Annotated in this window: 23 protein-coding genes and 1 tRNA gene; 10 read left to right on the top strand and 14 right to left on the bottom strand. The window is 66.8% G+C overall.

Annotation, left to right across the window (positions count from 1 at the left end; all coding sequences use genetic code 11):
- Positions 1–5 precede the first annotated feature (5 nt).
- From dnaG to DKT77_RS08125, 3 genes are all read right to left on the bottom strand, one after another.
- On the bottom strand, positions 6–1961 hold the full coding sequence (dnaG, locus tag DKT77_RS08135; protein WP_109811207.1) for a DNA primase: 1956 nt from the start codon (positions 1959–1961) through the stop codon (positions 6–8).
- Between the two features lie 81 nt (positions 1962–2042).
- On the bottom strand, positions 2043–3491 hold the full coding sequence (locus DKT77_RS08130) for a Glu/Leu/Phe/Val family dehydrogenase (protein ID WP_109811206.1): 1449 nt from the start codon (positions 3489–3491) through the stop codon (positions 2043–2045).
- 104 nt (positions 3492–3595) lie between these two features.
- Positions 3596–4081 carry a hypothetical protein gene (locus DKT77_RS08125; RefSeq protein ID WP_109811205.1) on the bottom strand — a complete coding sequence of 162 codons (486 nt, stop codon included), beginning with the start codon at positions 4079–4081 and terminating at the stop codon, positions 3596–3598.
- A 115-nt stretch (positions 4082–4196) separates the two neighbouring features.
- Between DKT77_RS08125 and DKT77_RS08120 the strand changes: the two genes are divergently transcribed.
- The 5 genes from DKT77_RS08120 (at position 4197) to DKT77_RS08100 (ending at position 8935) form a co-directional block, all read left to right on the top strand.
- On the top strand, positions 4197–4430 hold the full coding sequence (locus DKT77_RS08120; protein WP_109811204.1) for a hypothetical protein: 234 nt from the start codon (positions 4197–4199) through the stop codon (positions 4428–4430).
- 199 nt (positions 4431–4629) lie between these two features.
- Complete coding sequence (locus DKT77_RS08115) at positions 4630–5919, top strand: homoserine dehydrogenase (RefSeq protein WP_109811203.1); 1290 nt, start codon at positions 4630–4632, stop codon at positions 5917–5919.
- Positions 5920–5980: 61 nt separating this feature from the next.
- Positions 5981–6946, top strand: a complete 966-nt coding sequence (gene glpX, locus DKT77_RS08110) for a class II fructose-bisphosphatase (protein ID WP_109811202.1) — start codon at positions 5981–5983, stop codon at positions 6944–6946.
- A complete protein-coding gene (recJ, locus tag DKT77_RS08105; RefSeq protein WP_109811201.1) occupies positions 6946–8712 on the top strand; it encodes a single-stranded-DNA-specific exonuclease RecJ in 1767 nt (588 codons plus the stop codon). The genes glpX and recJ overlap by 1 nt, the downstream gene beginning before the upstream one ends.
- Positions 8713–8860: 148 nt before the next feature.
- Positions 8861–8935: transfer RNA gene (locus DKT77_RS08100), tRNA-Glu, on the top strand.
- An 85-nt stretch (positions 8936–9020) separates the two neighbouring features.
- Here DKT77_RS08100 and DKT77_RS08095 read toward each other — a convergent pair.
- Positions 9021–9731: a GDSL-type esterase/lipase family protein gene (locus tag DKT77_RS08095; RefSeq protein WP_109811200.1), complete on the bottom strand. Its 711-nt coding sequence runs from the start codon at positions 9729–9731 to the stop codon at positions 9021–9023.
- A 260-nt stretch (positions 9732–9991) separates the two neighbouring features.
- Here DKT77_RS08095 and DKT77_RS08090 point away from each other — a divergent pair, with 260 nt between their 5' ends.
- Positions 9992–10894, top strand: coding sequence for a lysophospholipid acyltransferase family protein (locus DKT77_RS08090; RefSeq protein WP_109811199.1), 903 nt, complete (start codon positions 9992–9994; stop codon positions 10892–10894).
- 49 nt (positions 10895–10943) lie between these two features.
- On the opposite strand, the gene DKT77_RS08085 is transcribed toward DKT77_RS08090, so the two are convergent.
- A complete protein-coding gene (locus tag DKT77_RS08085; protein ID WP_109811198.1) occupies positions 10944–11702 on the bottom strand; it encodes a DUF1223 domain-containing protein in 759 nt (252 codons plus the stop codon).
- Positions 11703–11952: 250 nt separating this feature from the next.
- Between DKT77_RS08085 and acnA the strand changes: the two genes are divergently transcribed.
- Together acnA and DKT77_RS08075 are read left to right on the top strand one after the other, a co-directional pair.
- Complete coding sequence (gene acnA / locus DKT77_RS08080) at positions 11953–14706, top strand: aconitate hydratase AcnA (RefSeq protein ID WP_109811197.1); 2754 nt, start codon at positions 11953–11955, stop codon at positions 14704–14706.
- A gap of 274 nt (positions 14707–14980) precedes the next feature.
- Positions 14981–15508 (top strand): VPLPA-CTERM sorting domain-containing protein, encoded by a 528-nt coding sequence (locus DKT77_RS08075; RefSeq protein WP_146204979.1) that lies wholly within the window; start codon positions 14981–14983, stop codon positions 15506–15508.
- Between the two features lie 120 nt (positions 15509–15628).
- On the opposite strand, the gene DKT77_RS08070 is transcribed toward DKT77_RS08075, so the two are convergent.
- The 9 genes from DKT77_RS08070 to yajC all read right to left on the bottom strand — a co-directional run bounded on the left by DKT77_RS08070 (position 15629) and on the right by yajC (position 21904).
- Entirely contained in the window at positions 15629–16165 is a 537-nt protein-coding gene (locus tag DKT77_RS08070) for a DsbE family thiol:disulfide interchange protein (RefSeq protein WP_109811195.1), read from the bottom strand.
- The gene (gene ccmD / locus DKT77_RS08065) at positions 16158–16319 is read right to left on the bottom strand and encodes a heme exporter protein CcmD (RefSeq protein ID WP_109811194.1); all 162 of its coding nucleotides are present in this window, start codon (positions 16317–16319) and stop codon (positions 16158–16160) included. Before ccmD ends, DKT77_RS08070 begins: the two co-directional genes overlap by 8 nt.
- A complete protein-coding gene (locus DKT77_RS08060) occupies positions 16316–17047 on the bottom strand; it encodes a heme ABC transporter permease (protein ID WP_109811193.1) in 732 nt (243 codons plus the stop codon). Before DKT77_RS08060 ends, ccmD begins: the two co-directional genes overlap by 4 nt.
- A 56-nt stretch (positions 17048–17103) precedes the next feature.
- Entirely contained in the window at positions 17104–17760 is a 657-nt protein-coding gene (ccmB, locus tag DKT77_RS08055; RefSeq protein ID WP_109811192.1) for a heme exporter protein CcmB, read from the bottom strand.
- Positions 17757–18443 (bottom strand): heme ABC exporter ATP-binding protein CcmA, encoded by a 687-nt coding sequence (gene ccmA / locus DKT77_RS08050; protein ID WP_238547750.1) that lies wholly within the window; start codon positions 18441–18443, stop codon positions 17757–17759. The genes ccmB and ccmA overlap by 4 nt, the downstream gene beginning before the upstream one ends.
- A gap of 91 nt (positions 18444–18534) precedes the next feature.
- Entirely contained in the window at positions 18535–18894 is a 360-nt protein-coding gene (locus DKT77_RS08045; protein ID WP_109811190.1) for an Mth938-like domain-containing protein, read from the bottom strand.
- Positions 18895–18925: 31 nt separating this feature from the next.
- Positions 18926–19894, bottom strand: coding sequence for a protein translocase subunit SecF (gene secF, locus DKT77_RS08040; RefSeq protein ID WP_109811189.1), 969 nt, complete (start codon positions 19892–19894; stop codon positions 18926–18928).
- A gap of 3 nt (positions 19895–19897) precedes the next feature.
- A complete protein-coding gene (gene secD, locus DKT77_RS08035; RefSeq protein ID WP_109811188.1) occupies positions 19898–21559 on the bottom strand; it encodes a protein translocase subunit SecD in 1662 nt (553 codons plus the stop codon).
- A 66-nt stretch (positions 21560–21625) separates the two neighbouring features.
- Positions 21626–21904 carry a preprotein translocase subunit YajC gene (gene yajC / locus DKT77_RS08030; protein WP_109811239.1) on the bottom strand — a complete coding sequence of 93 codons (279 nt, stop codon included), beginning with the start codon at positions 21902–21904 and terminating at the stop codon, positions 21626–21628.
- A 351-nt stretch (positions 21905–22255) separates the two neighbouring features.
- Between yajC and DKT77_RS21340 the strand changes: the two genes are divergently transcribed.
- Together DKT77_RS21340 and DKT77_RS08020 are read left to right on the top strand one after the other, a co-directional pair.
- The gene (locus DKT77_RS21340) at positions 22256–23950 is read left to right on the top strand and encodes a pentapeptide repeat-containing protein (protein ID WP_274520062.1); all 1695 of its coding nucleotides are present in this window, start codon (positions 22256–22258) and stop codon (positions 23948–23950) included.
- A 453-nt stretch (positions 23951–24403) separates the two neighbouring features.
- On the top strand, positions 24404–25069 hold the full coding sequence (locus tag DKT77_RS08020) for a D-lyxose/D-mannose family sugar isomerase (protein WP_109811238.1): 666 nt from the start codon (positions 24404–24406) through the stop codon (positions 25067–25069).
- The last annotated feature ends 21 nt before the right edge of the window (positions 25070–25090 follow it).

Here is a 25090-nt window from a genome sequence, read left to right as displayed (position 1 = left end):
CCGAATCAATGGCTGCGGTCGCGGGATTTAGTGAAGTCTATGTCACGAATCAGCTGATCGAAGGCCGACCTTTCATCCTTGTTGAGTTTGGCACCGTTGGTGCCTGTATCGTATTCCGTGCGGTCGTCCAGCGACTGCCGCGTCGCGCGGTTGCGCGCCTCGGTCGCCTGAACAAGCCGCCAGACGACCCGATCGGGAACCGGACCGTCGATGTCCTCGACCGCCTCGCGCAATTCCTCGGCATGGCCGCGGGCGGCAGCCAGCTTGCCCAGTTCCTCGGCAAGGCCAAGCGCGGCCAACTCCGTGTTGCCGGGATTGCGCACTGCCGGAACCAGCGCGACATGCGCATGCCCCATCAAGGTTTCAAGGGCCTGCGCGCCCACGACCTGCGAAAGCCGTTCGCGCAGCGTGCCCTGCGGCCGGGCATGCCAGTCCAGGATCGCGGCCCGCAGTGCGGCATGGTCCGATGATCCAAGCGGCAGGTCGGCCAGCGCGTCGGCATGGGTATCGAGAATGGCGGGCGTGCAGATCACTGTCGCCAGGATCACCCGTTCGCGCAGTTCGGTCTCCACCTGCGCGGTGTCCGCGGCAGCCAAGAGCGACCGTCTCAGGCTCTGGGTGGCGGCGTGGTCCACCTGCCAGCCGCCCGCGCCCGGCTTGCGCCCGGTCCTGCGAGCGGGGCGGAACGTCTGCCATTGCAGGTCGCGCAGTTCCTGCCGGTAGTGATGTTTCAGGCTCTGGTCTGGGATCTTCTCGGTCAGTTCCCGCAACCGCTTGTCTAGGCCAGCGCGCCGTTCGGGGCTGTCGAAGACCTGCCCCTCGGTTTCGCGCTGCCACAGCAGGCGCACCATCGTCATCGCTCCGTCGAGAGCACCCTGCATCGCCGCCGGGCCCTGTGCGCGCAGCAGGTCGTCCGGGTCCTGCCCTTCGGGCAAAAGCGCGAAGCGCAGACCGTGGCCGGGCTTGAGCAGCGGAAGCGCAATGTCGATCAAACGCATGGCCGCGCGCAGCCCGGCCTTGTCCCCGTCCAGCGCGATCACAGGTTCGGGCGCGATGCGCCAAAGCAGTTCAAGCTGGCTGGCTGTGATCGCCGTGCCCAGCGGCGCGACGGTTGCGCCGAAACCCGCCTCCACCAGCGCGATCACGTCCATATAGCCTTCGGCCACAATCAGCGGCCCGGCCTTGCCCGCCGCAGTGCGCGCGGGCCCGTGATTGTAGAGCGAGCGCCCCTTGTCGAAGAGCGGCGTTTCCGGCGAATTGAGGTATTTCGCCCGCGCTTCCGGCGACATGGCGCGCCCACCAAAGGCAATGCAGCGCCCGCGCGGATCGCGGATTGGAAACATGATGCGGTCGCGGAACCGGTCAAACGGCGCGCCGCCGTCATCAGGGGCGATGGCCATGCCGCATTCTACGATCAGGTCGGCCGCGATGCCCTTGCCGGTCAAGTGCTGCCAGAGCGCGTGGCGCCCGTTCGGGGCGAAGCCGATCTCGAACCGTTTCAGCGCCTCAGCGCCCAGACCCCGACCCGAAAGATAGTCGCGCGCAGCGCCGGCTGCGCTGGCGGACAGTTGCAAGCGGAAGAAGCGCAAGGCCTCCTCCATCACCTCGGCCAGGCGGGTATTGCGATCCGCCGTCACACGCGCCTGCGGATCGGCGGCAGGCATGGTCATCCCGGCCTCGCGTGCGAGAATCTCGACCGCCTCCATGAAGCCGACGTTCTCGGTTTCCTGAACGAAGCCGATGGCGTCGCCCTTCGCCTGACAGCCGAAGCAGTAATAGAACCCCTTGCGGTCATCCACATGAAAAGATGCGGTCTTTTCCTGATGAAAAGGGCAAGGCGCCCACATGTCGCCCTTGCCCTGGTTGGATTTGCGCGGATCCCACGCGACCTTGCGCCCGACCACGTGAGCAAGGCTGGTGCGGCTGCGCAGTTCGTCCAGAAAACCGGGAGGGAGACTCATGCACGCACTATGCCGCCCGCGCCCCTGCGGTGTCCAGCGGGCAAAATCCGGGGCGCGGCCGACCTGCGGCGCGGCGCGGACCTAAAGGCCCATCGCGCGATAGCTCGCCGCGACCCGTCCGATCGACACGAGATAGGCCGCAACGCGCAGGTCGGTCACGTCCTCACGGCTGTGCCACACCTCTCGCATGGACTGATAGGCCGTGCGCATCGTGTCATCGAGCCCCGAGCGCACCAGTTCAAGTTCGTCCGCGCCGCGCAGGTACTTCGTCTTGAAATCGGGCGTCATCGTCCAGGCATCACCGAGGTACTTGTCCAGCCGCTCCAGTTCGTCCACCACAAGCTGGTGCCGGGCCTCTTCCTGGCGCCGCTGCATCCGCCCGAACCGGATATGGCTCAGGTTCTTGACCCATTCGAAATAGCTAACGGTCACCCCGCCTGCGTTGGCGTACATGTCAGGGATCACGATCACACCCTTCTCGCGCAGGTATTCGTCGGCGCCCGCCGTGATCGGCCCGTTCGCAGCCTCGATGATCAGGTTGGCCTTGATCCGCGTGACGTTGTTGAGGTTGATCACCCCCTCCAGCGCGGCCGGGATCAGGATGTCGCAGTCCGATTCCAGAACCGCAGCGCCATCCTTGCTGTGCGTCGCGTCAGGAAAATCGCTCACTCCACCGTATTTCTTGATCCAGGCTGCCACCGCTTCCACGTCCAGCCCGCGTTCGTCGTAGAGAGCCCCGTCGCGTTCGATGATCCCGATGATCTTCGCCCCGTCCTCTGAGCGCAGGAAACTGGCTGCATGATAGCCGACATTGCCAAGGCCCTGCACGATGATGCGCTTGCCGTCCAGCTTGCCGGAAAGGCCTGCCTCGGCCACGTCCTTGGGGTGGCGGAAGAACTCCCGCAGGGCATATTGCACGCCGCGGCCCGTCGCTTCGACCCGGCCGGCGATGCCGCCCGCGTGCAGCGGCTTGCCGGTCACGCACGCATTGGCGTTTATGTCGGTGGTATTCATGCGCCGGTACTGATCGGCGATCCAGGCCATCTCCCGCTCGCCGGTGCCCATGTCGGGCGCGGGCACGTTCTGCGACGGGTTGATCAAGTCGCGCTTGGCAAGTTCGTAAGCAAATCTTCGTGTTATGCGCTCAAGTTCATGTTCTTCCCAGGCCCGTGGATCGATGCACAGCCCACCCTTGGAACCGCCGAACGGGGTTTCCACAAGCGCGCACTTGAAGGTCATCAGCGCTGCCAGCGCCTCCACCTCGTCCTGGTTGACATTCATCGCATAGCGGATGCCGCCCTTCACGGGTTCCATGTGTTCGGAATGGACCGACCGGTAGCCGGTGAAGGTGTGAATCTGCCCGCGCAGGCGCACGCCGAACCGCACGGTGTAGGTGGCGTTGCACACGCGGATCTTCTCCTCCAGGCCGGGAGATAGATCCATCAGCGCCACGGCGCGGTTGAACATGAGGTTGACGCTGTCGCGGAAGCTGGGTTCGCGGATCGCGGTCCCGTCGGTCATACTGGTCATGGGTGTCCCTTCCTGTGCGGTGCGGGGCCGTTACACCGGCCCTCGGCACAAGCCTAACGCGAGAGCGTTACGGAACCCTAGCAATTTCATGACTTTTGAATGCCCTAAAGGGTGGTACCGTTTTTTTCCATCAACATCAGGGTGATGGCTTCGGCCAAGACCTTACCCTGCGCGTTCGGCGTGACCCCGCCGATACCGAGCCGCCGTCCGAAGCGCCACCAAAGGCCCGGTGCCCAGTCGCGTCCGAGCGGAGTTTTCAGAACGATCGCGAATCCGCCCGACGGCTTGAAGGCGAAGACGCCTCGGTCGACATTGGCGATGTCGTCGATCCGCGCGAGGCAGGCGCCCGAACTGTCGAACAGACCCTCTCGGGTCAAAACGATCCGGCGCGCGGTCGCGGCCCAGAGTTGCCACGCGCACCACAGCATGAACGCCCCGGTTCCAACGGTAAAAGCCAGCCATCCCAGATCATTGGGCGGCGATGTTACAGCAACCCAGAGCAGCAGCGCGGCCACCGCGGACAGGCACAGGACAGCGATGCCGCGGCGGGCGGGAGACGGGGTGAGCGTGCAGAGGATACCGGATTCCATGCCAGCCGCTTACCCCATTCGCGCACCAAGCGCGAGAGGCTTCGGCATCGGGACTGGCGGGCCGCCCGCCCCCGGTGCTAGGGTCGCGCAGCAGACCGGCAAAGGACGGCGCCTTGTGAGAAAAATCATTGTTTTCATTGCCCTGTCGGCCTGCGCGCCGGAAGGTTTCCCGGACGATCCAGTGTTTTCGGACCCTGCCGGGCTGGAGATGCCACGCATCGCCCCGCTGGACCAGATCGTGGATGCGGCGGGCCAGCCGAACGCGACCGAGGGCGCGGAGGCGGAGTTGCAGGCGCGCGGCGGCGCGCTGCGCAGTCGGGCGGACGCGTTGCGCGCTCAACCGCGCTGAAGCGCCATTCGGCGCATCGGAGACCGTGAAGGCGTTCCAAGGAATACTGCAGGAGTATCGTAGCGAAGTGTCGGCATGTGTGCCGCCTCCTCGTCCCGGCCCCCGTTCACCGGTCCCGGCCCGCGCTTCGCGTTGCGCCCCTTCGCAAAGCCGGATAACACCGCCGACGACCGATAACGACATTGACGGAGCGCCGCACATGACCACCCCCCTGCGTCTTGGAATTGCCGGGCTTGGAACCGTGGGCGTGGGCGTGGTGAAGATCCTGCAGCAGCACGGCGATTTGTTGCGCGCCCGCACGGGCCGCGACATCACGCTGAGCGCGGTGTCCGCGCGCAGCCAGAAGAAGGATCGCGGCGTCGACCTGTCCGGTTATGCCTGGGAGGATGACCCGGTCGCGCTGGCGGCCCGCGACGACGTGGACGTGCTGGTGGAACTGATGGGCGGCACCGACGGGCCGGCCAAGGCCGCGACCCGCGCGGCGCTGGCGCGGGGCAAACATGTCGTCACCGCGAACAAGGCGATGATGGCGGTGCACGGGCAGATGCTGGCCGAACAGGCCGAGGCAAAGGGCGTCGCGCTGCGGTTCGAGGCGGCGGTGGCGGGCGGCATCCCGGTGGTCAAGGCGTTGACCGAAGGGCTGGCGGGCAACCGCGTCACGCGGATCATGGGTGTGATGAACGGTACCTGCAATTACATCCTGACGCGCATGGAAAGCGCCGGGCTGTCCTATGCCAAGGTGTTCAAGGAGGCGGCCGATCTCGGCTATCTCGAGGCGGACCCGCAGCTTGACGTGGGCGGGATCGACGCAGGGCACAAGCTGGCATTGCTGGCGTCCATCGCGTTCGGCACGCAGGTCGATTTCGACAGCGTGCAACTTGAGGGCATCGACAGGATCACGATCGAGGACATCACCCGCGCGGGCGACATGGGTTACCGGATCAAACTGCTGGGCGTGGCGCAGATGTCGTCCGGTCGCGGACTGGAACAGCGCATGACGCCCTGCCTCGTGCCGCGCAAGTCGCCGCTGGGCCAGCTGCGCAACGCGACGAACATGGTGGTGATCGACGGCGACAGCAGCGGACAGATCGTATTGCGCGGGGCGGGCGCGGGCGAAGGGCCAACCGCCTCGGCGGTGATGTCGGACGTGATCGACATCGCGCGCGGGCTGATCCTTCCGGTGTTCGGCCAGCCCGCGACCACGCTGGTCGGCTCCACCCCGGCGGTCGCGTCGGCGCCGGCGGCCTATTACCTGCGCCTGTCGCTGTTGGACAAGCCCGGCGCGCTGGCCCGCATCGCCACCGCGCTGGGGGATGCCGGTATCAGCATCGACCGGATGCGGCAGTATGGGCACGCGTCCGGCGCGGCGCCGGTGCTGATCGTCACCCACAAGGCCACGCGCGACGCGCTTGACCACGCGGTGGCCAAATTTGACTCAACCGGCGTTCTGAGCGCGGCGCCGGTGGCGATCCGGATCGAAGAAGTGTAGACCGGGAGCGCGAACTGCCCCGGCGTAACCAGTGCCGACAGAGTGACAGCGAGGAACACCGATGACGACCCCCACCGATTTCAATGACCGTATGCTTTCCCTTGGCCTCGCCCGCGTGTCGGAGGCGGCAGCGATGGCGTCGGCCCGGCTGATCGGGCGCGGCGACGAAAAGGCGGCGGACCAGGCCGCGGTCAACGCCATGCGCACGCAGCTCAACATGCTCGACATCGACGGAACCGTGGTCATCGGCGAGGGCGAGCGAGACGAGGCTCCGATGCTTTATATTGGCGAGCAGGTCGGTACCGGCGACGGCCCGGCGGTGGACATCGCGCTCGATCCGCTGGAGGGCACGACGCTGACCGCCAAGGACATGCCGAACGCGCTGACGGTGATCGCGATGGGTCCCAAGGGGTCGATGCTGCACGCGCCGGACGTCTACATGGACAAGCTGGCGATCGGGCCCGGCTATCCGCGCGACGTGGTCACCCTGGGCATGAGCCCGGCGGAGCGGGTCGCCGCGTTGGCCGCCGCCAAGGGCGGGTCGATGGAGGACATCACGGTTTGCGTGCTGGAGCGTCCGCGCCATGACGACATGGTGGCAGAACTGCGCGGCACCGGTTGCGCGATCCGCCTGATCACCGATGGCGACGTGGCCGGCGTGATCCATTGCGCGGACCCGATCAAGACCGGGATCGACATGTACATGGGATCGGGCGGCGCCCCCGAGGGGGTTCTGGCCGCCGCCGCGCTGAAATGCCTTGGCGGGCAGATCTACGGCAAGCTGCTTTTCCGCAATGACGACGAGCGCGGGCGCGCGGCCAAGGCCGGGATAACCGAGCCGGACAAGGTTTACGATCTTGACGGGTTGGTGATGGATGACGTGATCTTCGCGGCCAGCGGCGTGACCGACGGCTCGCTTGTGTCGGGCATCAAGCGCGAGGTCGGCTACGTGACGATCGAGACGATCCTGATGCGGTCCAAAACCGGGTCGGTGCGGCGCATGAGCTATCGCAACCCCACCAGCTGATGGCCGATCCGGCACCGGCCTCCGCCGACGCGGCCTTTCTCGGGGTCTCGCAGTCGCTTTCCGGCCGGCGCTGGGTCGGGCCGGACGACATGGCTGCACGCGCCGCGCTGGCGCTGGCGCAGCGCACCGGACAGCCACCCGCGCTGTGCGCGGTGCTGGCCCGGCGCGACGTCGCCCCCGAGGACGCCGCGGCGTTTCTGGATCCGCGCCTCAAGGATCTGTTGCCCGACCCGCTTGTGCTGAAGGACATGGGCGCGGCAGCCGAACGCGTGGTCGCCGCCGCGCGCGGTCGGCAGCGGGTCGCCGTCTTCGCCGATTACGATGTGGATGGCGGCGCCTCGGCCGCGCTGCTGCTGCGCTGGCTGCGCGGACTTGGCGTGGCGGCCACGCTCTATGTGCCCGACCGGATCGACGAGGGCTACGGGCCGAACGCGCCGGCGATGGCCGCGCTGGCGGCCGCCCATGACCTGATCGTCTGCGTCGATTGCGGCACGCTGAGCCACGAACCTGTGGCAGCGGCAGCGGGGGCCGACGTGGTGGTGCTGGACCATCACCTCGGGGGCGAAACGCTGCCGCCGGCGCTGGCGGTGGTCAATCCGAACCGTGCGGACGAAGACGGTGCGCTGGGGCATCTGTGCGCTGCGGGTGTCGTGTTCCTGATGTTGGTGGAGGCGAACCGGCAGCTGCGCGCGGCGGGCGTTGCAGGGCCTGACCTGATGGCGCTGCTCGATCTGGTGGCGCTGGCCACGGTGGCCGACGTGGCGCCGCTGGTGGGGGTGAACCGCGCGCTGGTGCGGCAGGGCCTGAAGGTGATGGCGCGGCGCGGCAACGTCGGCCTCGTTGCACTGGCGGACAGCGCGCGGCTGGACGTGGCGCCGGGGGCCTATCACCTTGGCTATGTGCTCGGGCCGCGGATCAACGCAGGCGGGCGGATCGGAGCGGCGGATCTTGGGGCGCGGCTGCTGGCCACCGACGATCCGGCCGAAGCGGCAGGACTGGCGGCGCGGCTTGAGCAGCTCAATACCGACCGCCGCGAGGTCGAGGCCGCGGTGCGCGCCGCCGCGATGGCGCAGGCCGAGGCGCGCGGCCTCGATGCGCCGCTCGTTTGGGCGGCTGGCGACGGCTGGCATCCCGGCGTCGTGGGCATTGTCGCCGCCCGCCTGAAGGAAGCGACGAACCGCCCCGCCGTGGTGATTGGGTTTGACGGCGCGGACGGCAAGGGGTCGGGCCGGTCGGTGACGGGGATCGACCTCGGCGCATCCGTGCACCGGCTGGCGGCGGAGGGATTGATCGAGAAGGGCGGCGGTCACCGCATGGCGGCCGGACTGAGCCTGCACCGCGACGGGCTGGAAGCCGCGATGGCCCGCCTGTCCGAGTTGATGGCGCGGCAGGGCGCGGGTGCGCTGGGGCCGCGGGATCTGCGTCTTGACGGTGTGCTGATGCCCGCGGGTGCGACACCCGAGCTTGTCACCGCGCTGGAGACGGCGGGGCCCTATGGCGCCGCGGCCCCTGCCCCGCGCTTCGCGCTGCCCGACATGCTGGTGCGCGCCGCGCGGCGGGTCGGCGAGACACATCTGAAACTGACGCTGGCCTCGGGTGGCGGCAGCCTCGATGCAATCGCGTTCGGTGCATTCGACGGGCCGATGGGGGCCGCGCTGGAGGCTCGGATCGGCGGCACGGTCCACGCCGCCGGGCGGCTGGAGCTAAACACCTGGGGTGGGCGCACGCGGGTCCAGCTGCGGCTTGAGGACGCCGCCCTGCCCTGATCGGCACCCTGCGACAGCGATGGTCCGCGCTGCGTGAAAGCCGCCGCAACGGCAAGCTAAAGGCGGCCAAAAAATTCGTGGCGCGGGACGAAAAACCCCTTGCGGCCCCCCGCCAGTTTGCCTAAACCCCGCGACACGCCACGGCGCTGGCCCGTTCGTCTATCGGTTAGGACGCCAGGTTTTCAACCTGGAAAGAGGGGTTCGATTCCCCTACGGGCTGCCACTTTTTCCGCAATACACTGAAATATCATATCGCAGTCCGCGAGGCAGCGGTGAGCTTTCTTACTTCCGTTTCAACGCGCGGTGACTCAACGCGCGGTGAGATGGGCGGTGATGCGCGAGGCCCATAGCCGATATCCCCGCGCGTTCAGGTGCACGCCATCATGGCTCAGTCCAGGTGGCAACCCACCGGGGTCCGAAAGCCCCTCAAGCGGCAGGTAGGCCGCCCCCGCCTTTCGCGCGACGTCCGGCAAGACCCGGTTCAGCGCGGCTATCTTGGCCGCCATGCCCGCCCCGCAGCGGGCCGGGTCGCACTGGATCGTGGATTGCAGAACGACATCGATCCCGGCCGCAACAAGTTGCGCGGCGATCCGTTCGTGCCGGGCCGCCACCTGCGGAACCGGCATCCCCCGGCTGATATCGTTGATCCCAGCCATCACCAGCACCGTGCCCACCTGCCCGCTCAGGATCGGGTCGAGCCGTGCCAGTATGTCCGCCGTCGTATCGCCGCCGATGCCCCGGTTGGCGACCCGTGCTGCGCCAAGCAATTCGCCCCACGGGCCCGCTTCGGTCAGGCTGTCGCCGAGCAGCACGAGGTCGGCTTGCGTTCCGAGCGCGGCGAACAGTGCCACGCGGTCCGGGCGGTTGACCTCCTCGGTCAGGTGCGCAGGCACCACGAGGCGCTTCACCGCGGAAAGTTGGAAAAACGGAAAAATCTGATACGCTCCGACCGCCACGCCATATGAAAAGGCGCACAAAACCAGCGCGGCCACCACCGCAAGCGTGCGAGGCTTAAGCACGAAGCCCTCGGCACGCGCGCCGCATCACGGCGCAGGAGACGGCGCGAACGACGTGGCATCGACGACAAGAGCGGTCTGCGTCTGGCATGGAAAGATTCGACCTGCGGACGTGGGCCTTGCCACGTTCACCGCTTTGCGGCGGCGGATCAAGCGCGGCGGCGAGGTCACGGGCCCTAGGCTGTTGTCGGGCTGCAGTTGCCATCCTATACGGGGCGTCGGAGCGGGCCACCGGCAGCCAGGCGGCACGTCGGGACGGTCCGATGCGGACAGGAGGCACGGCGCAGGTGGCGAAAGCTCAGGACGGCAATCCCTGGACCCGGCGCGCGATCCTCGCGCTGCTGGAAGTGCCCCGGCTGCTGCCGTACCGGATGCGCTTGCCGGTGATCGGCTGGCTGATGGCATACGTGTTCGCGCCGCTTGCCGGATACCGTCGCCGGGTGCGGGACAACCTGCACTACGTGCTGCCCGACTTGCCCGAACGCGAGGTGCGCCGTCTGTGCCGCGCCGTGCCCGCCAATACCGGACGGATGCTGGCCGAGATCACGTCCGGGCAGCGCTTCATCGACGAGATCGCCCGCACGCCGATGCAGGGGCCGGGCCTGCCCGCGCTGGACGCAGCGCGCGCGGCGCGGCGACCGATCGTCATCGTCAGCGGGCATTTCGGCAATTTCGACGCGGCACGCTGCGCGCTGGCTCAGCGCGGGCACCAGATCGGCGCGCTTTATCGTCCGGTGGACGATCCGGCGCTGGACCGGTTGTTCCACGACGTGCTGTCGCGCATCGCCGCGCCGGTTTTCCCGCGCGGACGCAAGGGCCTGGGAAGCATGGTCAAGTTCCTGCGCAAGGGCAACGCAGTGGCCATCCTGCTGGACCAGTACGTTCACGAAGGCACGCCGCTGACCTTCTTCGGGAAGGCCGCGCGCACGTCGCTGTCGGCGGCTGAAATGGCGCTGAAATACGATGCCCTTCTTGTGCCGGTCTACGGCATCCGGCGCGGGCACGGCTTCGAGATCGTGGCCGAGGCGCCGGTGCCACATAGCGATCCGGCGACGATGACGCAGGCGATCAACGACAGTCTGGAGGCGCGGGTGCGCGCAGACCTTGACCAATGGCTCTGGATTCACCGCCGATGGAAGCCCGAGCTTGAGGCCGCGCAGGGCTGAGAGGCCGGCCGCGCAAGCGTCGGCGCCGTTCGTTGCTGCAATTGCTTGGTCAGTCCAGCCGGGCCGCCGAAAGGACCGGCCCTGGCCCGTCTTCCTGCACCAGTACCGCGCCGCGCAGCGTATCCGGCCCCGTCGGCTTCTGAAGGGTGAATTCGGCGGGCGCCGTACCGTCCCATGTGCCTATCAGCGTCCAGTCGGTGACGATGTTGGCATAGTGCAGCGTGCGCCCAGCATTCTCGCCGCGTTCGATATGAACTTCCGCCAGCGGGCGGAAGCGCAGCGCGATCACCCGCGCGGGTCCGTCGATCGCCCGAAGCGGGGTAAGCCGCACGGTCAAGGCGCCGTCCTGCGCCGGTGTCACGTCGATGCGCACCCGGGCCGGGCGATCCTTTTCGGAGGCGATGGCGTTGAGCACCTTGTTGGGCTTGTAGCCCGCCACTTCGAGATGCCCGCCGACGATCAGTTGCGGGGTGTAGATCATCCGCCGTCCCGCCGAGCGGGCGTATTCCTTCTGCCGGGTGGTGAAGGCGGCCTGGGCGAAGCTGTCTTCCCAGCCGATGTAATCCCAGTAGTCTACGTGCAGCGCCAGCGGCAGCACGTCGTCGCGCTGTGCGAGTTCGGCGAGAAGCTCGTCCGCGGGCGGACACGACACGCACCCCTGCGAGGTGAAGAGTTCGACCACCACCGGGGCGCGCGCCGCCGGTGCAGCCTCGGCCTGCACCGCCCCGCCGTCCTGCGCCGCAGCGCCGGTGAAGGCGCACGCCCCCGCCAAAAGACCCGCGAGCCATGCCCTTGCCAATTGCTGCATTCGATCGTCCCCTCGTTGACCGCTCTGGCGAAACTAGGCCAAGCGGGGGAGCGGGGCCAATCACCGTTTCGAGATTTTCGCGCCCGGCCGCATCGGTCGGTCGCGGCCCTTGGGGAGGGACCGATGTGGCGCGCGCATTCTGTGTGCGACGGTATACAAAAGGCCGCACCCCCCTGCCCTTGATCGGGTTTCGGCAAAACGGCATACCGGCATCAGCTTCACTCCGCTGGATATCGGGAGAACCACAGCCATGACTATCATTGTCGGCCAAGACACCGCGAAAACACGCAAGACCCTCACGGTCGGAGGCGAGTCCGTCGCCTATTATTCCATTCCGGCGGCCGAGGCGGCCGGGCTTGGCGATTTCTCCAAGTTGCCCGCCGCGCTGAAGGTCGTTCTGGAAAACATGCTGCGGTTCGAGGATGGCAAGACCGTCAGCGTGGACGACATCAAGGCCTTCGCGGAATGGGCGAATCTGGGCGGCAAGAACCCCCGCGAGATCGCCTATCGCCCCGCGCGCGTGCTGATGCAGGATTTCACCGGCGTTCCGGCCGTGGTGGACCTTGCGGCGATGCGCGACGGGCTGAAGGCGCTGGGCGGCGATCCCGAGAAGATCAACCCGCTCAACCCGGTGGACCTTGTGATCGACCATTCGGTGATGATCGACGAATTCGGCAATCCGCGCGCCTTCCAGATGAACGTGGACCGCGAATACGAACGCAACATCGAACGCTACACCTTCCTCAAGTGGGGCCAGAAGGCATTCAACAACTTCCGCGTTGTGCCGCCGGGCACCGGCATCTGCCATCAGGTGAACCTTGAATACCTTGCCCAGACCGTCTGGACCGACGTGGATCAGGACGGCGCCACCGTTGCCTATCCCGACACGCTGGTCGGCACCGACAGCCACACCACGATGGTCAACGGCGCGGCGGTGCTGGGCTGGGGCGTCGGCGGGATCGAGGCCGAGGCCGCGATGCTGGGCCAGCCGATCTCCATGCTGATCCCCGAAGTCGTCGGCTTCGAACTGACCGGCAAGATGATGGAAGGCACCACCGGCACGGACCTCGTTCTGAAGGTGGTCGAGATGCTGCGCGCCAAGGGCGTGGTCGGCAAATTCGTGGAGTTCTATGGCGCGGGCCTCGACAACCTGCCGCTGGCGGACCGCGCGACGATCGCCAACATGGCGCCCGAATACGGCGCGACCTGCGGTTTCTTCCCGATCGACGGCGAGACGCTGCGCTATCTGCGCAACACCGGCCGCGAAGAGGCGCGCGTGGCGCTGGTCGAGGCTTATGCCAAGGAAAACGGCTTCTGGCGCGGCGACGACTACGCGCCGATCTACACCGACACGCTGCACCTTGACATGGGGACCATCGTGCCCGCGATCTCGGGTCCCAAGCGCCCGCAGGATTACGTCACGCTGGACAAGGCGGCGACGAAGTTCTTCGACGTGGTGAACGAATACCGGGGCGTCGACACCAGCCCTGCCGCCCGCGAGATGGCCGCCGAGGCGCCCACACCTGACACGCCGCGCGACCCGCGCAAGTCGGTCAAGGTCAAGGGTGAGGATTACGAGATCCGGGACGGGTCGGTCGTGATCGCTTCCATCACGTCCTGCACCAACACCTCCAACCCCTACGTCATGATCGGTGCGGGGCTTGTCGCCCGCAAGGCGCGCGCGCTGGGGCTGAACCGCAAGCCCTGGGTCAAGACCTCGCTCGCGCCCGGCAGCCAGGTCGTGTCGGCCTACCTCGAAGCCGCCGGCCTTCAGGAAGACCTGGATGCGATCGGCTTCAACCTTGTCGGCTACGGCTGCACCACCTGCATCGGCAACTCCGGTCCGATCCAGACGGAGCTGTCGCAGGCGATCGCCGAGGGCGACCTGATCGCCACTTCGGTGCTCTCGGGCAACCGTAACTTCGAAGGCCGGATCAGTCCGGACGTGCGCGCCAACTACCTCGCCTCGCCACCGCTGGTGGTGGCCTATGCGCTGGCGGGCGACATGAACATCGACCTGACGACCGACCCGCTGGGCACGTCGAAGGACGGCGAACCTGTCTACCTGAAGGACATCTGGCCGACCAGCAAGGAGGTTGCCGAACTGGTTGAAGAGACCGTCACCCGTGACGCCTTCCAGTCGAAATACGCCGACGTCTTCAAGGGCGACGACAAGTGGCAGGAGGTGGAGACCACCGACAGCCTGACCTACGACTGGCCCGCCTCGTCGACCTACGTGCAGAACCCGCCCTATTTCAAGGACATGGCCCCCGAGGCCGGCACGATCAGCAATATCGAGGGTGCCAAGGTTCTGGCGATCCTCGGCGACATGATCACGACCGACCACATCAGCCCGGCCGGATCGTTCAAGGACACCACGCCCGCGGGCAAGTACCTTGTCGAACGGCAGGTTCCGGTGCGCGAATTCAACTCCTACGGCTCGCGCCGCGGCAACCACGAGGTGATGATGCGCGGTACCTTCGCCAACATCCGCATCAAGAACGAGATGCTGGACGGTGTCGAGGGCGGCTACACCAAGGGCCCGAACGGCGAACAGATGTCGATCTTCGACGCCGCCATGGCCTATCAGGACGCCGGCGTGCCGCTGGTGATCTTCGGCGGCGAGCAGTACGGTGCGGGATCGAGCCGTGACTGGGCAGCCAAGGGGACCAACCTGCTCGGCGTCAAGGCTGTGATCGCAGAAAGCTTCGAGCGGATCCACCGGTCCAACCTCGTCGGCATGGGCGTCATCCCGTTCGAGTTCACCGGCGGCGACACTCGCAAGTCGCTGGGCCTGAAGGGCGACGAGACGGTGGCGATCCATGGACTGGAGGGCGATCTCAAACCGCTCTCCGAAGTGCCCTGCACGATCACCTTCGCGGACGGATCGGAAAAGACGATCCAGCTGAAGTGTCGGATCGATACCGCGATCGAAAAAGAGTACGTCGAGAACGGCGGCGTGTTGCACTATGTGCTGCGCAACCTTGCGAAGTCTGCCGCCTAACCCAGACCTCGACACGACGCACCAAGCGAATCAAGCCCCGGCCGATGGTCGGGGCTTTCTCTGTTCGTTCGCCTATAGAGGGAACTTCGTGCTCAGAATAGCAGCGCAAGCCGCGGCCCGGGCCGCCGCAGTACCGCAAAAGGCGAGCATACGAAGCGCTTTCCCAAGCATCTTAGTTAATTTTATTTTGCGACATCGTTAAGGATTGCGTACGATAGACTTGGGTTGGAGTGCGTCAGCACTTAGGCGAACTCTCTTTATGAGGAGTTTTAGAATGAGACTTGAAACTATGCTCAAGGGCGGCGTTGTTGCCGTCGGAATGGCAATCACCTCGTTTGCGGCGCAAGCTACCCCGGTGCTGGACGGCGGGTGGTTTGAGGACACTATTCAGGCCGTCAACGTGTCCTCGGATTTTTCGCCATACGAGTTCACGTTGCTGGACGATGCTTTCTTTCGCATCACAGACGCGTTTCTTGTCGGTGATATCTACACCGTGTTTGAAACCGGCGGAACCACGCCCCTGCTCACGACCTCGTTCCAAGGCTTTGCTGCCGGCTTCGGAGACAACGCAACAGCGGATAACGGCTGGACCAGTGACAGGCTGAGCAGCGCAGAAATCCTTCTGTCCGCCGGTACGTACAGCCTTGAAGTATTCGGTGACGGCGCCGGTGGGCTTCCGGCCGGATTTTTCGTCCGTCTCGATTCCGCCACGCAAGTTGTTCCGGTGCCCGCGGCCCTGCCCCTTCTCGCTGGTGGCATCGCACTTCTCGGTGTGGCCCGTCGGCGCAAAAGGGAAAGCTGAAACCACCCTGCGGGTGCCCAGTTCGGTGCCCGGAAAAATTGGACGCAAGAGCGGGGGAAGAAGACCTTCCCTCGCTTTTTTGTCGAGACAGGCAGGTGACGGGGCGATGCGTGCCGGTGTCTATCGTGATGCGGCTTCGATTGCCGGACGGATGGTCGACGCAAGCACGCTTTCTGTGATGGGCCCGGCGAACCGCAGAATGACGGTGCCGTCTCCGTCGATCACGTAGGTTTCGGGCACCCCATAAAGGCCCCAATCCAGCGCGGTTCGCCCTGTCGCATCCGCCCCAACGGCAACATAGGGATCACCGAGGTCGCGCAGGAACGCCAGCGCCTTGTCGGGTTCATCCTTGTAATTGACGCCGTAGATCGGCAGCCCTTCGGCGGCGAGCTGTTCGAGTTTGGGATGCTCCACCCGGCAGGGCGCGCACCAGCTTGCCCAGAAATTCACCAGCTTCACCCCAGGCGCATCCAGCGCGGCACGGTCGAAGCCCGGCTTGTCGCCCAGTGGCGTCAGCGCCACGTCAGGCGCGGGCGCGCCGGCCACGGCCGACGGAAGCGCATCGGGGTCGTCACGGAACATCCCGAAATAGAACAGCGCGGCCATCGCGGCGAAGACCAGAGGCGGCAGTGCAACCAGCGGCGAAACCTTAGCCATCCGACCGGCCCCGCCGCGCCTCGACCCGGCGCAGTTCGGCGCGCACCTTGGCGCCGCGACGCAGGCTGGCCCAGACCAGCCCGGCAATCAGAACGATCGACACGATATAGGCGGCCGCCACCTCGGCGGCGTATTTTCCAAGATCGGGCATCATGCCATGCGCTCCCGGTTCAGCAGGGCCTGAAGGCGCCGCTGGCGGATCTCGGTGCGGGTGCGCAGCAACACCAGCGCCACGAACAGCAGAACGAAGCCCGCGATCGACACCAGCAGCGGGTGGTAGAACACATCGGCCACGTTTTCCTCCTTGTCGAGGCTGAGCGACGCGCCCTGGTGCAGCCCCTGGTTCCAGAACAGCACGGCGTAGCGCGACAGAACCGCGAAGACCGATCCGACAAGGCACAAAACCGATGTCAGGTCCGCCGCGGTGTCTGCGTTCTCCACCGCTTCCCAAAGCGCGATGTAGCCGAGATAGAACAGCCCCAGGATCAGGAAAGAGGTAAGCCGCGGGTCCCAGGCCCACCAGGTGCCCCACATCGGCTGACCCCAGATCGCGCCGGTCGCCAACGCGATCACCGTCATCACCAGCCCGACCGGCGCCGCGGCCCGTGCCGCCAGCGCGCTGACATGGTGCCGCCGGATCAACCAGATCAACGAGGTGACCAGCATCATGAGCCACGCGTTGATCGCCATCAGTGCCGAGGGCACGTGCAGATAGATGATCTTGACGGTCGAACCCTGCCGGAAATCGTCGGGAGTGAAGAAGAAGCCCCACACCAGCCCGACCACGAGGCACAGCGCACTGAGCCCGGCCATCCACGGCAGAAGCACCGCGCTGACCTGCATGAACCTCTTGGGGTTCGCGTATTCCCAAAGGGATGCCATGCCCCGAGATTTAAGCGCGCCGCGATCCTGTTGCACGTCCCAATTCCCCCCTGATGTTAGCGCAAATTGACGCGGAGCGCCGCCGCCGCCGCGAATGGCATCAGCGCCGCGCAGCCCAGGCTGATCCCGGTCAGCAGCGCCAACGGGGTTCCGGCCTCCATGCCCTCGGCCCCGCGACGGGCGGCCTCGGCCCCGAAGATCAGCGTCGGCACGTAGAGCGGCAGCACCAGCAGCGACAACAGCAGCCCGCCCCGACGCAGCCCGACCGTCAGCGCCGCGCCGAACGCGCCGATCACGCTGAGCGCGGGTGTCCCCAGCGCCAGCGACACGACAAGCCACACAAAGCCCTGCGGCGGAAGGTTCAACAGCACCGCCAGCAGCGGTGCCATCAGCGTCAGTGGCAGTCCGGTGGTCAGCCAGTGCGCCAGCGCCTTGACCGCGACGACGCCCTCCAGCGGGATCGGCGCGGTGGCCAGCAGGTCTAGCGAACCGTCCTCGTAATCAAGCGCGAACATCCGGTCGAGCGACAGAAGGCAGGCCAGCAGCGCGCCGATCCACAGCACACCCGGCGCGATCCGGGTCAGTACCGAAGTCTCGGGACCGACCCCGAACGGCACCAGCACCACGACGACAAGAAAAAACGCAAGCCCCAGCCCGAAACCGCCGCCCGCACGGGTGGCGATGGCAAGGTCGCGGCGCAGCAGGGCAATCACAGGAAGGCCCCCGCATCGTCATCGCCGTCGAACGCGCCCCGCCGCGCCGCTCCGGCACCCTGACCATCATACGCCCGGTCATCGGTCCCGCCAGGCACGGCCGTGGCGCCGGCCCGGAACGGCGCCAGTTCAAGCACCCGCGCCTCGGAAAGTCCAAGGTCGATATGGGTCGCCATCACCGCCGCGCCGCCCGCCGCCAGATGCGCGCGCACCGCCGCTGCGAACAGCGCGACGCTGGCGCTGTCCAGCGATACGGTCGGTTCGTCGAACATCCACACCGGGCGCCCTGTGACCATCATCCGCGCCAGCCCAAGCCGCCGCTTCTGGCCGGCCGACAGGTTCTGCGCGGCCCGCGACTCCAGCCCCGCAAGGTCGAACGCCGCAAGCGCGGGTGCGATGTCATCCTGTCCGAATACGCGGGCCCAGAAGGCAAGGTTCTCGGCCACACTGAGCGTCGGTTTCACACCGTCCGCGTGCCCGGCATAGGCGACCGCGTCCTCGCCCGCCGCGACCTGCCCCGCAAGCGGCGGCTGAAGCCCGGCCAGCGTGCGCAGAAGCGTCGTCTTGCCGATGCCATTCGGCCCGCGCAGGATCAGCGCCTCGCCGCGCGCAAGCGTGAAGGACAGCCCGGACAGCACCGGCACGCCGCCGCGCGAAATCGCAAGGTTCGCCGCGCTCAGCACGGTGCCGCGCCCTGTTTGCGATTGATACCGTGGATGTGGATGGGCTGGCACGCGGCGCCCGCAGGCACCCGGTGGGCGCGCAGCGTGCCGTTCACGCGACCGGCCGCGCCGCAAGCCCGATCCGGCGCCCCTCGGACAGCAGCACATTGTAGGTGCGGCAGGCCGCCGGGCTGGCCATGATCTCGACCCCGATGCCCGTCTCCTCCAGCGCAGCGCGCAGGTCTGCGGGTATATGCGCGATCTCGGCCCCGGTGCCGACCAGCAATACATCCACACTGCCCGCCAGCGCCAGCAGCGGTGCGGCATCGCCGTATCCGCCCCAGGTGACCGGATCGCGTCCCGGCGCGACCAGAAGACCACCGCTGACGACCTTGCCGCCGATCCGGAAGAAGCCGGACCCGTAGCCGTCCACCGGCTGCCCATCCGAATACCGCACCTCGTTCAGTCGCATTGCAGATCTCCCCTCCGTACGGCGGCGCTGCTCAGGCGTCCGCGTCGCCGAACTGCGTGCCGGCCTCGGCGTCGGGCTTGCTCCAGTCCCGCTTCACGCCAAGTTGCAGCACGATGTTCTTTGCCACGTAGAGCGACGAATAGGTCCCGACCACGATCCCGAAGGTGATCGCGAAAACGAAGCCGCGGATCACGTCTCCGCCCAGCACCAGCAGCGCGATCAGCGCCAGCAGCGTGGTGCCGCTGGTCATGACCGTGCGGCTCAGGGTTTCGTTCACGCTCAGGTTCATCACGTCGACCAAAGGCATCGTCTTGAACTTGCGCAGGTTCTCGCGCAAGCGATCGAAGATCACCACCGTGTCGTTGATCGAATAGCCGATGATCGTCAGCAGCGCCGCGATGGTCGCCAGATCGAACCGGATCTGCAGCACAGAGAAGATCCCGATTGCGAGGATCACGTCATGGAAAAGCGCGGCCACCGCGCCCACGGCGAACTGCCATTCGAAGCGCAGCCAGATATAGACCATGATGAGCAGCATGGCGACGCCGACAGCGATCAGCGCGCTGCGCACCAGTTCACCCGACACCTTGGGGCCGACCGATTCAACCGAAGCGAAGGTCAGTTGCTGGTCCAGCGCCTGAAGCGCCGCCTCCACTTCGGCGATGGTTTCGGCGGACACGCTTTCCTGCCCTTCCTGCGCCTGAAGCCGGATCATCGCCACGTTGCGTTCGGGCCCGAACGTCGGATCGAACACTTCGGTGATGCGCACGTCGCCAAGGCCCAGGGGATCGATCGCGCCCCGGTAGGCGCCCACGTCGACGGCGGCCGGGCTTTCGGTCCGGATCGTGGTGCCGCCCGAGAAGTCGATCCCGAAATTCAGGCCCATCACCATCCAGACGATCAGCGACAGCACGACCGCGACGATGGAAATGCCGCTGGTGATGGTCCGGTAGCGGAAGAAGTCGTAACTCGTGTCTTGCGGAACAAGGCGCAGGCGCATCGGTCAGACCTCGATGGTTTTGGGGCGCGCGCGGTCGAACCACGTCACCATGATGAGTCGCGTCACGTAGATCGCGGTGAAGACGGAAGTGATGATGCCAAGCGCCAGCGTTACCGCGAAGCCGCGCACCGGGCCGGAGCCCATCGTGAACAGGATCGCAGCGACCAGAAACGTCGTGACATTGGCATCGAGGATCGCGGACAACGCCCGTTCGTAGCCCAGTTCGATCGCGCGAGCGGGGCCGCGCGCCGTGCGCATTTCCTCGCGGATACGTTCGAACACCAGCACGTTGGCATCCACCGCCATGCCGATGGTCAGCACGATCCCGGCGATGCCCGGCAGCGTCAGCGTCGCGCCGATCATCGACAGAAGGCCGAACATCATCGCCACGTTCAGCAGCAGCGCGATGTTGGCGAAGATGCCGAACAGGCCATAGCTGAGCGCCATGAACACCAGCACCGCGCAGAAGGCCACGATGCAGGCCAGCGCGCCCGCCTCGATGCTGTCCTGGCCCAGTTCCGGGCCGATGGTCCGCTCTTCGAGGAAGGTCATCTCGGCCGGCAGCGCGCCGGCGCGCAGCAGAACCGCAAGCTGCGTGCTTTCCTCGACCGAGAAGCGCCCGGTGATGATGCCGGAGCCGCCGGGAATGTGGCTCTGGATCACGGGGGCGGAGATCACCTCGCCGTCGAGCACGATGGCGAAGGGGTTGCCGATATTCTCGGCGGTGTAGTCGCCGAACTTGCGCGCCCCGGTCGGGTTGAAGCGGAAATTCACCGCCGGGCGGCCGTTCTGATCGAAGGCGGGCTGGGCGTCGGTCAACTCTTCGCCGGATACCACGACCCGGTCCTCGATGATGTAGAACACGCCCTGTTCGTCGAGCGAGGGCAACAGCACGTTGCCCGCCCCCGGCGCTGCACCCGCGGTGTCGGTGCGTCCGACCACCGGCTGGAAGGTCAGCCGCGCCGTCGTGCCGATCAGCGCCTTCAGTTCGGCCGCTGATCCGACACCCGGCACCTGGATCAGGATGCGCGTGTCGCCCTGTCGCTGGATCGTCGGCTCGCGGGTGCCGACCTCGTCCACGCGGCGGCGGATGATCTCGAGGCTCTGCTGGATCGTGCGGCGGTCGGTCGCCTGCTGCTCGGCCTCGGACAGCGTGACGATCAAGAGGTCACCCTCGCCCCGCACTTCGATGTCCGACGCGCCCACACCGGTCAGCGACACGATGGGCCGCGCAAGGTCGCGCACGACCTCCATGGCGCGGGCCATGCCCTCAGGGTTGCCGAGCCTCACATGCAGCTCGCCCGCGGGCCCGTCCACCCGGCGCACCGGGCCGACCGCGTCACGCTCCGCCCGCAGGGCGTTGCGCACATCGGGCCACAGCCCGCGCATCCGGTCCTCGTAGACGTCCTCGACATGGACCTCGGCCAGCAGATGCGCGCCGCCCCGAAGGTCGAGCCCCAGGTTCACCAGCCCAGAGGGCAGGAACCCCGGCCAGCCCGCAAGCGCGGCCTCCCGCTCCGGCGTGGCGCCCGACTGCTCGATCGCGCGGGCGGCGTCGTTATGGCTCTCCACCCGGGAGTAGAACACGTTGGGCAGCGCCAGCAACACCCCGGCGGCCACAACCGCCCAGATCAACGCCCGTTTCCATGTGGGTATGTGCAGCATGCGCCCTCCGCGGCGTGCAGCGGGGCGCGGATCGCGCCCCGGTCAGGCCCCCTCGGGGGCCGCCTATCATTTCGCCGGTTCGGTCTTGCTCAGCACCTGGGCGACGGTGTTCTGGATCACGCGCACCTTGACGTTCTCGGCCAGCTCGACCTCCAGCTCGCCGTCGTCCTTGACCTTGACGACCTTGCCGATCAGCCCGCCCTGCGTGACCACCTGATCGCCCCGGCGCAGCGCGGCCACCATCTTCTGGTGTTCCTTGACCTTCTTCTGCTGCGGACGGATCAGAAGGAAATACATGATCGCGAAGATCAGGATCAGCGGAACGAAGCTGGTGAAGGCAGCCATTGGGTCGCCCCCGGCCTGCGCGAAGGCGGGCGCGGCGAAGGCGAAGGTTGCGGCGGCAAAAGCAGCGGTGGAAAGCATCGTGTATCCTCGTCTGGCGGGCCGGTGCGGCCCCGCATGTGTGTCGGGTGCGAATTGGCGCGGACCCTAAGCGCCCGCCGGGACGAAGGCAAGCAGGCCCGCCCGTGCACCGCCAACACATAGGCACGCCCTTGAGCGCCCGCCACCGCCTCGCTACGCTGAAAGAAGGTTAATGGGATTTTCAGGGGCTGCGTTTGAGCGATCTTATCCATCGGGATGCCCCCGGCACCCCCTATTCAACCCATCGCTTCCGAACCGCGCGGTAGTGGCCCGGTGACCGCGCTCGCTGCCCTCGCCGCCAGCCTCGGTGGCACGCTTGCCCTCCTGCTCGCGGCAACCGTGGTGTCGGATGCAAAGGTCCACCGTCAACTCTCGAAGGAAGCTGCGACACGCATCGCGGCGGGCTTCGCACCAGTCCTGAAATTCGTCGCGTCCTGCCGGGGGCGTCAGCCGTGGTGGTTCTTTGCACTGCTCGTATGCGCCTTGGTGCTCGTCCCCGTCTGGGGCGCGCTCTTCTGGCGCACGATTACCCTGCTCTTCGGGATCTTCGATGTGACCGGCGATTTGCTCAACGCCGATCCGAACGACTCGCTCCGCTGGTATGTCCTCGGGCTGGTCGGACTGATCACCGCGCTCGGCGGTCTGCTCGCAGCCCCGCTCGCCATCATCCGGACCTACGCGACCGAACGCCAGACCCGCACCGCCGAGGAAAACCTGACCACCGACCTGATCAACAAGGCGGTGGAGGGCCTCGGCGCGCAGAAAGAGGTGAACCGCCTCGGTCGTACGGTCAGGTTCACGGATGAGAACGATCAACCTGACTCGATTTTCGAATGGAAGGGAACGCGAGAGTCCTACGAAACCGTCGGGGTGACTCATGTCGCCGATTGGCAGAACATCACCCAGACCGTTCCCAACATCGAAGTCCGCCTCGGCGCGATCTACGCCCTCGAACGCATCGCGCAGGACAGCGACCGCGACCATGTGCGCGTGATGGAAATCCTCTGCGCCTACATCCGCCAGAACGCCCCGGCCAGCGGCGCGCAGCCGAACCCGCTCGACCCGTGGCCGGACTACCGCGAAGACCCAAGTGATGAGGTGCTGAAAAAGCGCGCCGAGGATCTGAAAACCCGACGCGCCGACAGGCAAGCTTGGATCGGGCGTCTGCAAGCGGACGACGCTCCTCGCGCCGACATTGATGCCGCGATGGAGGTCATCGGCCGCCGCAGCGACCACCAGCGCGCTCTGGAACAGAAGCGCAAACACCGCCAGAGCAACGAGCCCTACCGCCTCGACCTGCGCAAGACCAACCTGCAAGCCGCCGACCTCTCCAACCTGAACCTCGCCCGCGCCCTTCTCGCCGGGGTGCATCTGGAGGGGGCGGACCTCAGCGGGGCGCGGATGGAGGGGGCGGACCTCAACGGGGCGCGGATGGAGGGGGCGAACCTCTACGAGGCGCATCTGGAGGGGGCAGACCTCGCCGAGGCGCGGATGGAGGGGGCGGACTTCCGCAGGGCGCGGATTGAGGGGGCGAACCTCACCGAGGCGCGGATGGAGGGGGCGGACCTCCGCAGGGCGCGGATGGAGGGGGCGGACCTCTACGAGGCGCGGATGGAAGGGGCGAACCTCTACGAGGCGCGGATGGGGGGGGCGGACCTCCGCAGGGCGCGGATGGAGGGGGCGGACCTCAGCAGGGCGCGGTTCTCTGAAAAAACTTCCCTAAGACCGGCTACTCTTCAAGGTGCCAGTCTTAGGGATGTTAACCTGTCGATACCAGACACGGACCTTGACGACTTGCCCCGCCTCCTTGCGGAGGCGTTCGGCGATGTCGGCGCCATTCTGCCGGAAGGTTTGACAGCCGGGGAACCGCCGCTCGAACACTGGTCCACCGAACGCCTCAACCAAACAGACTTCCAAGTCGCATGGCTCGCCCACAAGCGCGCCATCGGCTACCGCCCGCCGGACTGATCCCGCCACGCCCCGACGGCGGCTCACATGCGCGCGGCGCTCCTCCAAGACTCATACGGGAGTCATATGGGAATCATATGCGATTCATACGCCGCGAGTCCGTCCGTCTCCCCTGCTTCGCGGTCGGACGCGCCCAGCCGGCCGCAACCGCCGCGGCGCGGAGGTGCCGTCATCGCCAACCCGCCCCAGATGCGCAACCGTCCGGGCGCCAATCAGCGCGAAAGGGCCCGGCGGCGCGGCTTTCCGTTTGACGGTGTTGATGCAGGTGACACGGCTTCACGGCGGCGATAGGCTCCGCGCGAAGGATCGCCCACCGAAAGGATGACCCGCCGCCGGCGCAGGCCCGGTGACGACACCTTGACGATAACCGCCATCGCCGCGACAAAATGCGGTGCGGCGACGGCGGGCTGTGCGCCCCGGCGCAAACCGCATCTCGCACTACGGAAAGGCACCATGAAACGTACTGAGATCAACGACATAATCGCCGCGGGCGATGCCTTCATCCGCAGCTTCGGCTATGTCATGCCGCCCTTCGCCTACTGGAGCCCCGACGAGATCCGCGCGCCGCAGGCGGACACGATCCGCAGTCGCGGGCTGGGCTGGGACATCACCGATTACGGCGCGGGCCGCTTCGACGAAATGGGGCTGTTCCTGTTCACCACCCGCAACGGCACGCTCGACGATCTCGGAAAGGGGCGTGGGATGCTCTATGCCGAGAAGATCATGATCTCGCGCCGTGATCAGCTGTCGCCCATGCACCGCCACGATCTGAAAGCCGAGGACATCATCAACCGGGGCGGCGGTGACCTTGTGATCGAACTTTTCGCCCCGGACGCGGAAGGCGGCATCGACCCCGCAGCGCCCGTCACGGTGCCCTGCGACGGCGTGATGCGGCACCTCGATGCCGGGGGGCGGCTGCGTCTGAAACCCGGCGAAAGCGTCACGCTCATGCCCGGCATCTGGCACGCGTTCTGGGCCGAAGGGTCCGATTGCCTGATCGGAGAGGTGTCCACCGTCAATGACGACCGGACCGACAACGTGTTCCGCGACCCGATCGGCCGTTTTTCCACTATCGAAGAGGACACGGCCCCGCGTCACCTGCTGGTATCGGATTACTAGGCGTGCGCCACCGCCCGGCGC

Source organism: Meridianimarinicoccus roseus (assembly GCF_003172915.1).
GTDB lineage: Bacteria > Pseudomonadota > Alphaproteobacteria > Rhodobacterales > Rhodobacteraceae > Meridianimarinicoccus > Meridianimarinicoccus roseus.
The sequence above is the reverse complement of the archived record's forward strand: the minus strand, read 5'-3'. Positions and strand labels throughout refer to the sequence as shown.

Coding starts and splice junctions, on each gene's coding strand:
- dnaG (WP_109811207.1), bottom strand. CDS start 1,961: ATGAGTCTCCCTCCCGGTTTTCTGGACGAACTGCGCAGCCGCACCAGC.
- DKT77_RS08130 (WP_109811206.1), bottom strand. CDS start 3,491: ATGACCAGTATGACCGACGGGACCGCGATCCGCGAACCCAGCTTCCGC.
- DKT77_RS08125 (WP_109811205.1), bottom strand. CDS start 4,081: ATGGAATCCGGTATCCTCTGCACGCTCACCCCGTCTCCCGCCCGCCGC.
- DKT77_RS08115 (WP_109811203.1), top strand. CDS start 4,630: ATGACCACCCCCCTGCGTCTTGGAATTGCCGGGCTTGGAACCGTGGGC.
- glpX (WP_109811202.1), top strand. CDS start 5,981: ATGACGACCCCCACCGATTTCAATGACCGTATGCTTTCCCTTGGCCTC.
- recJ (WP_109811201.1), top strand. CDS start 6,946: ATGGCCGATCCGGCACCGGCCTCCGCCGACGCGGCCTTTCTCGGGGTC.
- DKT77_RS08090 (WP_109811199.1), top strand. CDS start 9,992: ATGCGGACAGGAGGCACGGCGCAGGTGGCGAAAGCTCAGGACGGCAAT.
- DKT77_RS08085 (WP_109811198.1), bottom strand. CDS start 11,702: ATGCAGCAATTGGCAAGGGCATGGCTCGCGGGTCTTTTGGCGGGGGCG.
- acnA (WP_109811197.1), top strand. CDS start 11,953: ATGACTATCATTGTCGGCCAAGACACCGCGAAAACACGCAAGACCCTC.
- DKT77_RS08075 (WP_146204979.1), top strand. CDS start 14,981: ATGAGACTTGAAACTATGCTCAAGGGCGGCGTTGTTGCCGTCGGAATG.
- DKT77_RS08070 (WP_109811195.1), bottom strand. CDS start 16,165: ATGGCTAAGGTTTCGCCGCTGGTTGCACTGCCGCCTCTGGTCTTCGCC.
- ccmD (WP_109811194.1), bottom strand. CDS start 16,319: ATGATGCCCGATCTTGGAAAATACGCCGCCGAGGTGGCGGCCGCCTAT.
- DKT77_RS08060 (WP_109811193.1), bottom strand. CDS start 17,047: ATGGCATCCCTTTGGGAATACGCGAACCCCAAGAGGTTCATGCAGGTC.
- DKT77_RS08045 (WP_109811190.1), bottom strand. CDS start 18,894: ATGCGACTGAACGAGGTGCGGTATTCGGATGGGCAGCCGGTGGACGGC.
- secF (WP_109811189.1), bottom strand. CDS start 19,894: ATGCGCCTGCGCCTTGTTCCGCAAGACACGAGTTACGACTTCTTCCGC.
- secD (WP_109811188.1), bottom strand. CDS start 21,559: ATGCTGCACATACCCACATGGAAACGGGCGTTGATCTGGGCGGTTGTG.
- yajC (WP_109811239.1), bottom strand. CDS start 21,904: ATGGCTGCCTTCACCAGCTTCGTTCCGCTGATCCTGATCTTCGCGATC.
- DKT77_RS08020 (WP_109811238.1), top strand. CDS start 24,404: ATGAAACGTACTGAGATCAACGACATAATCGCCGCGGGCGATGCCTTC.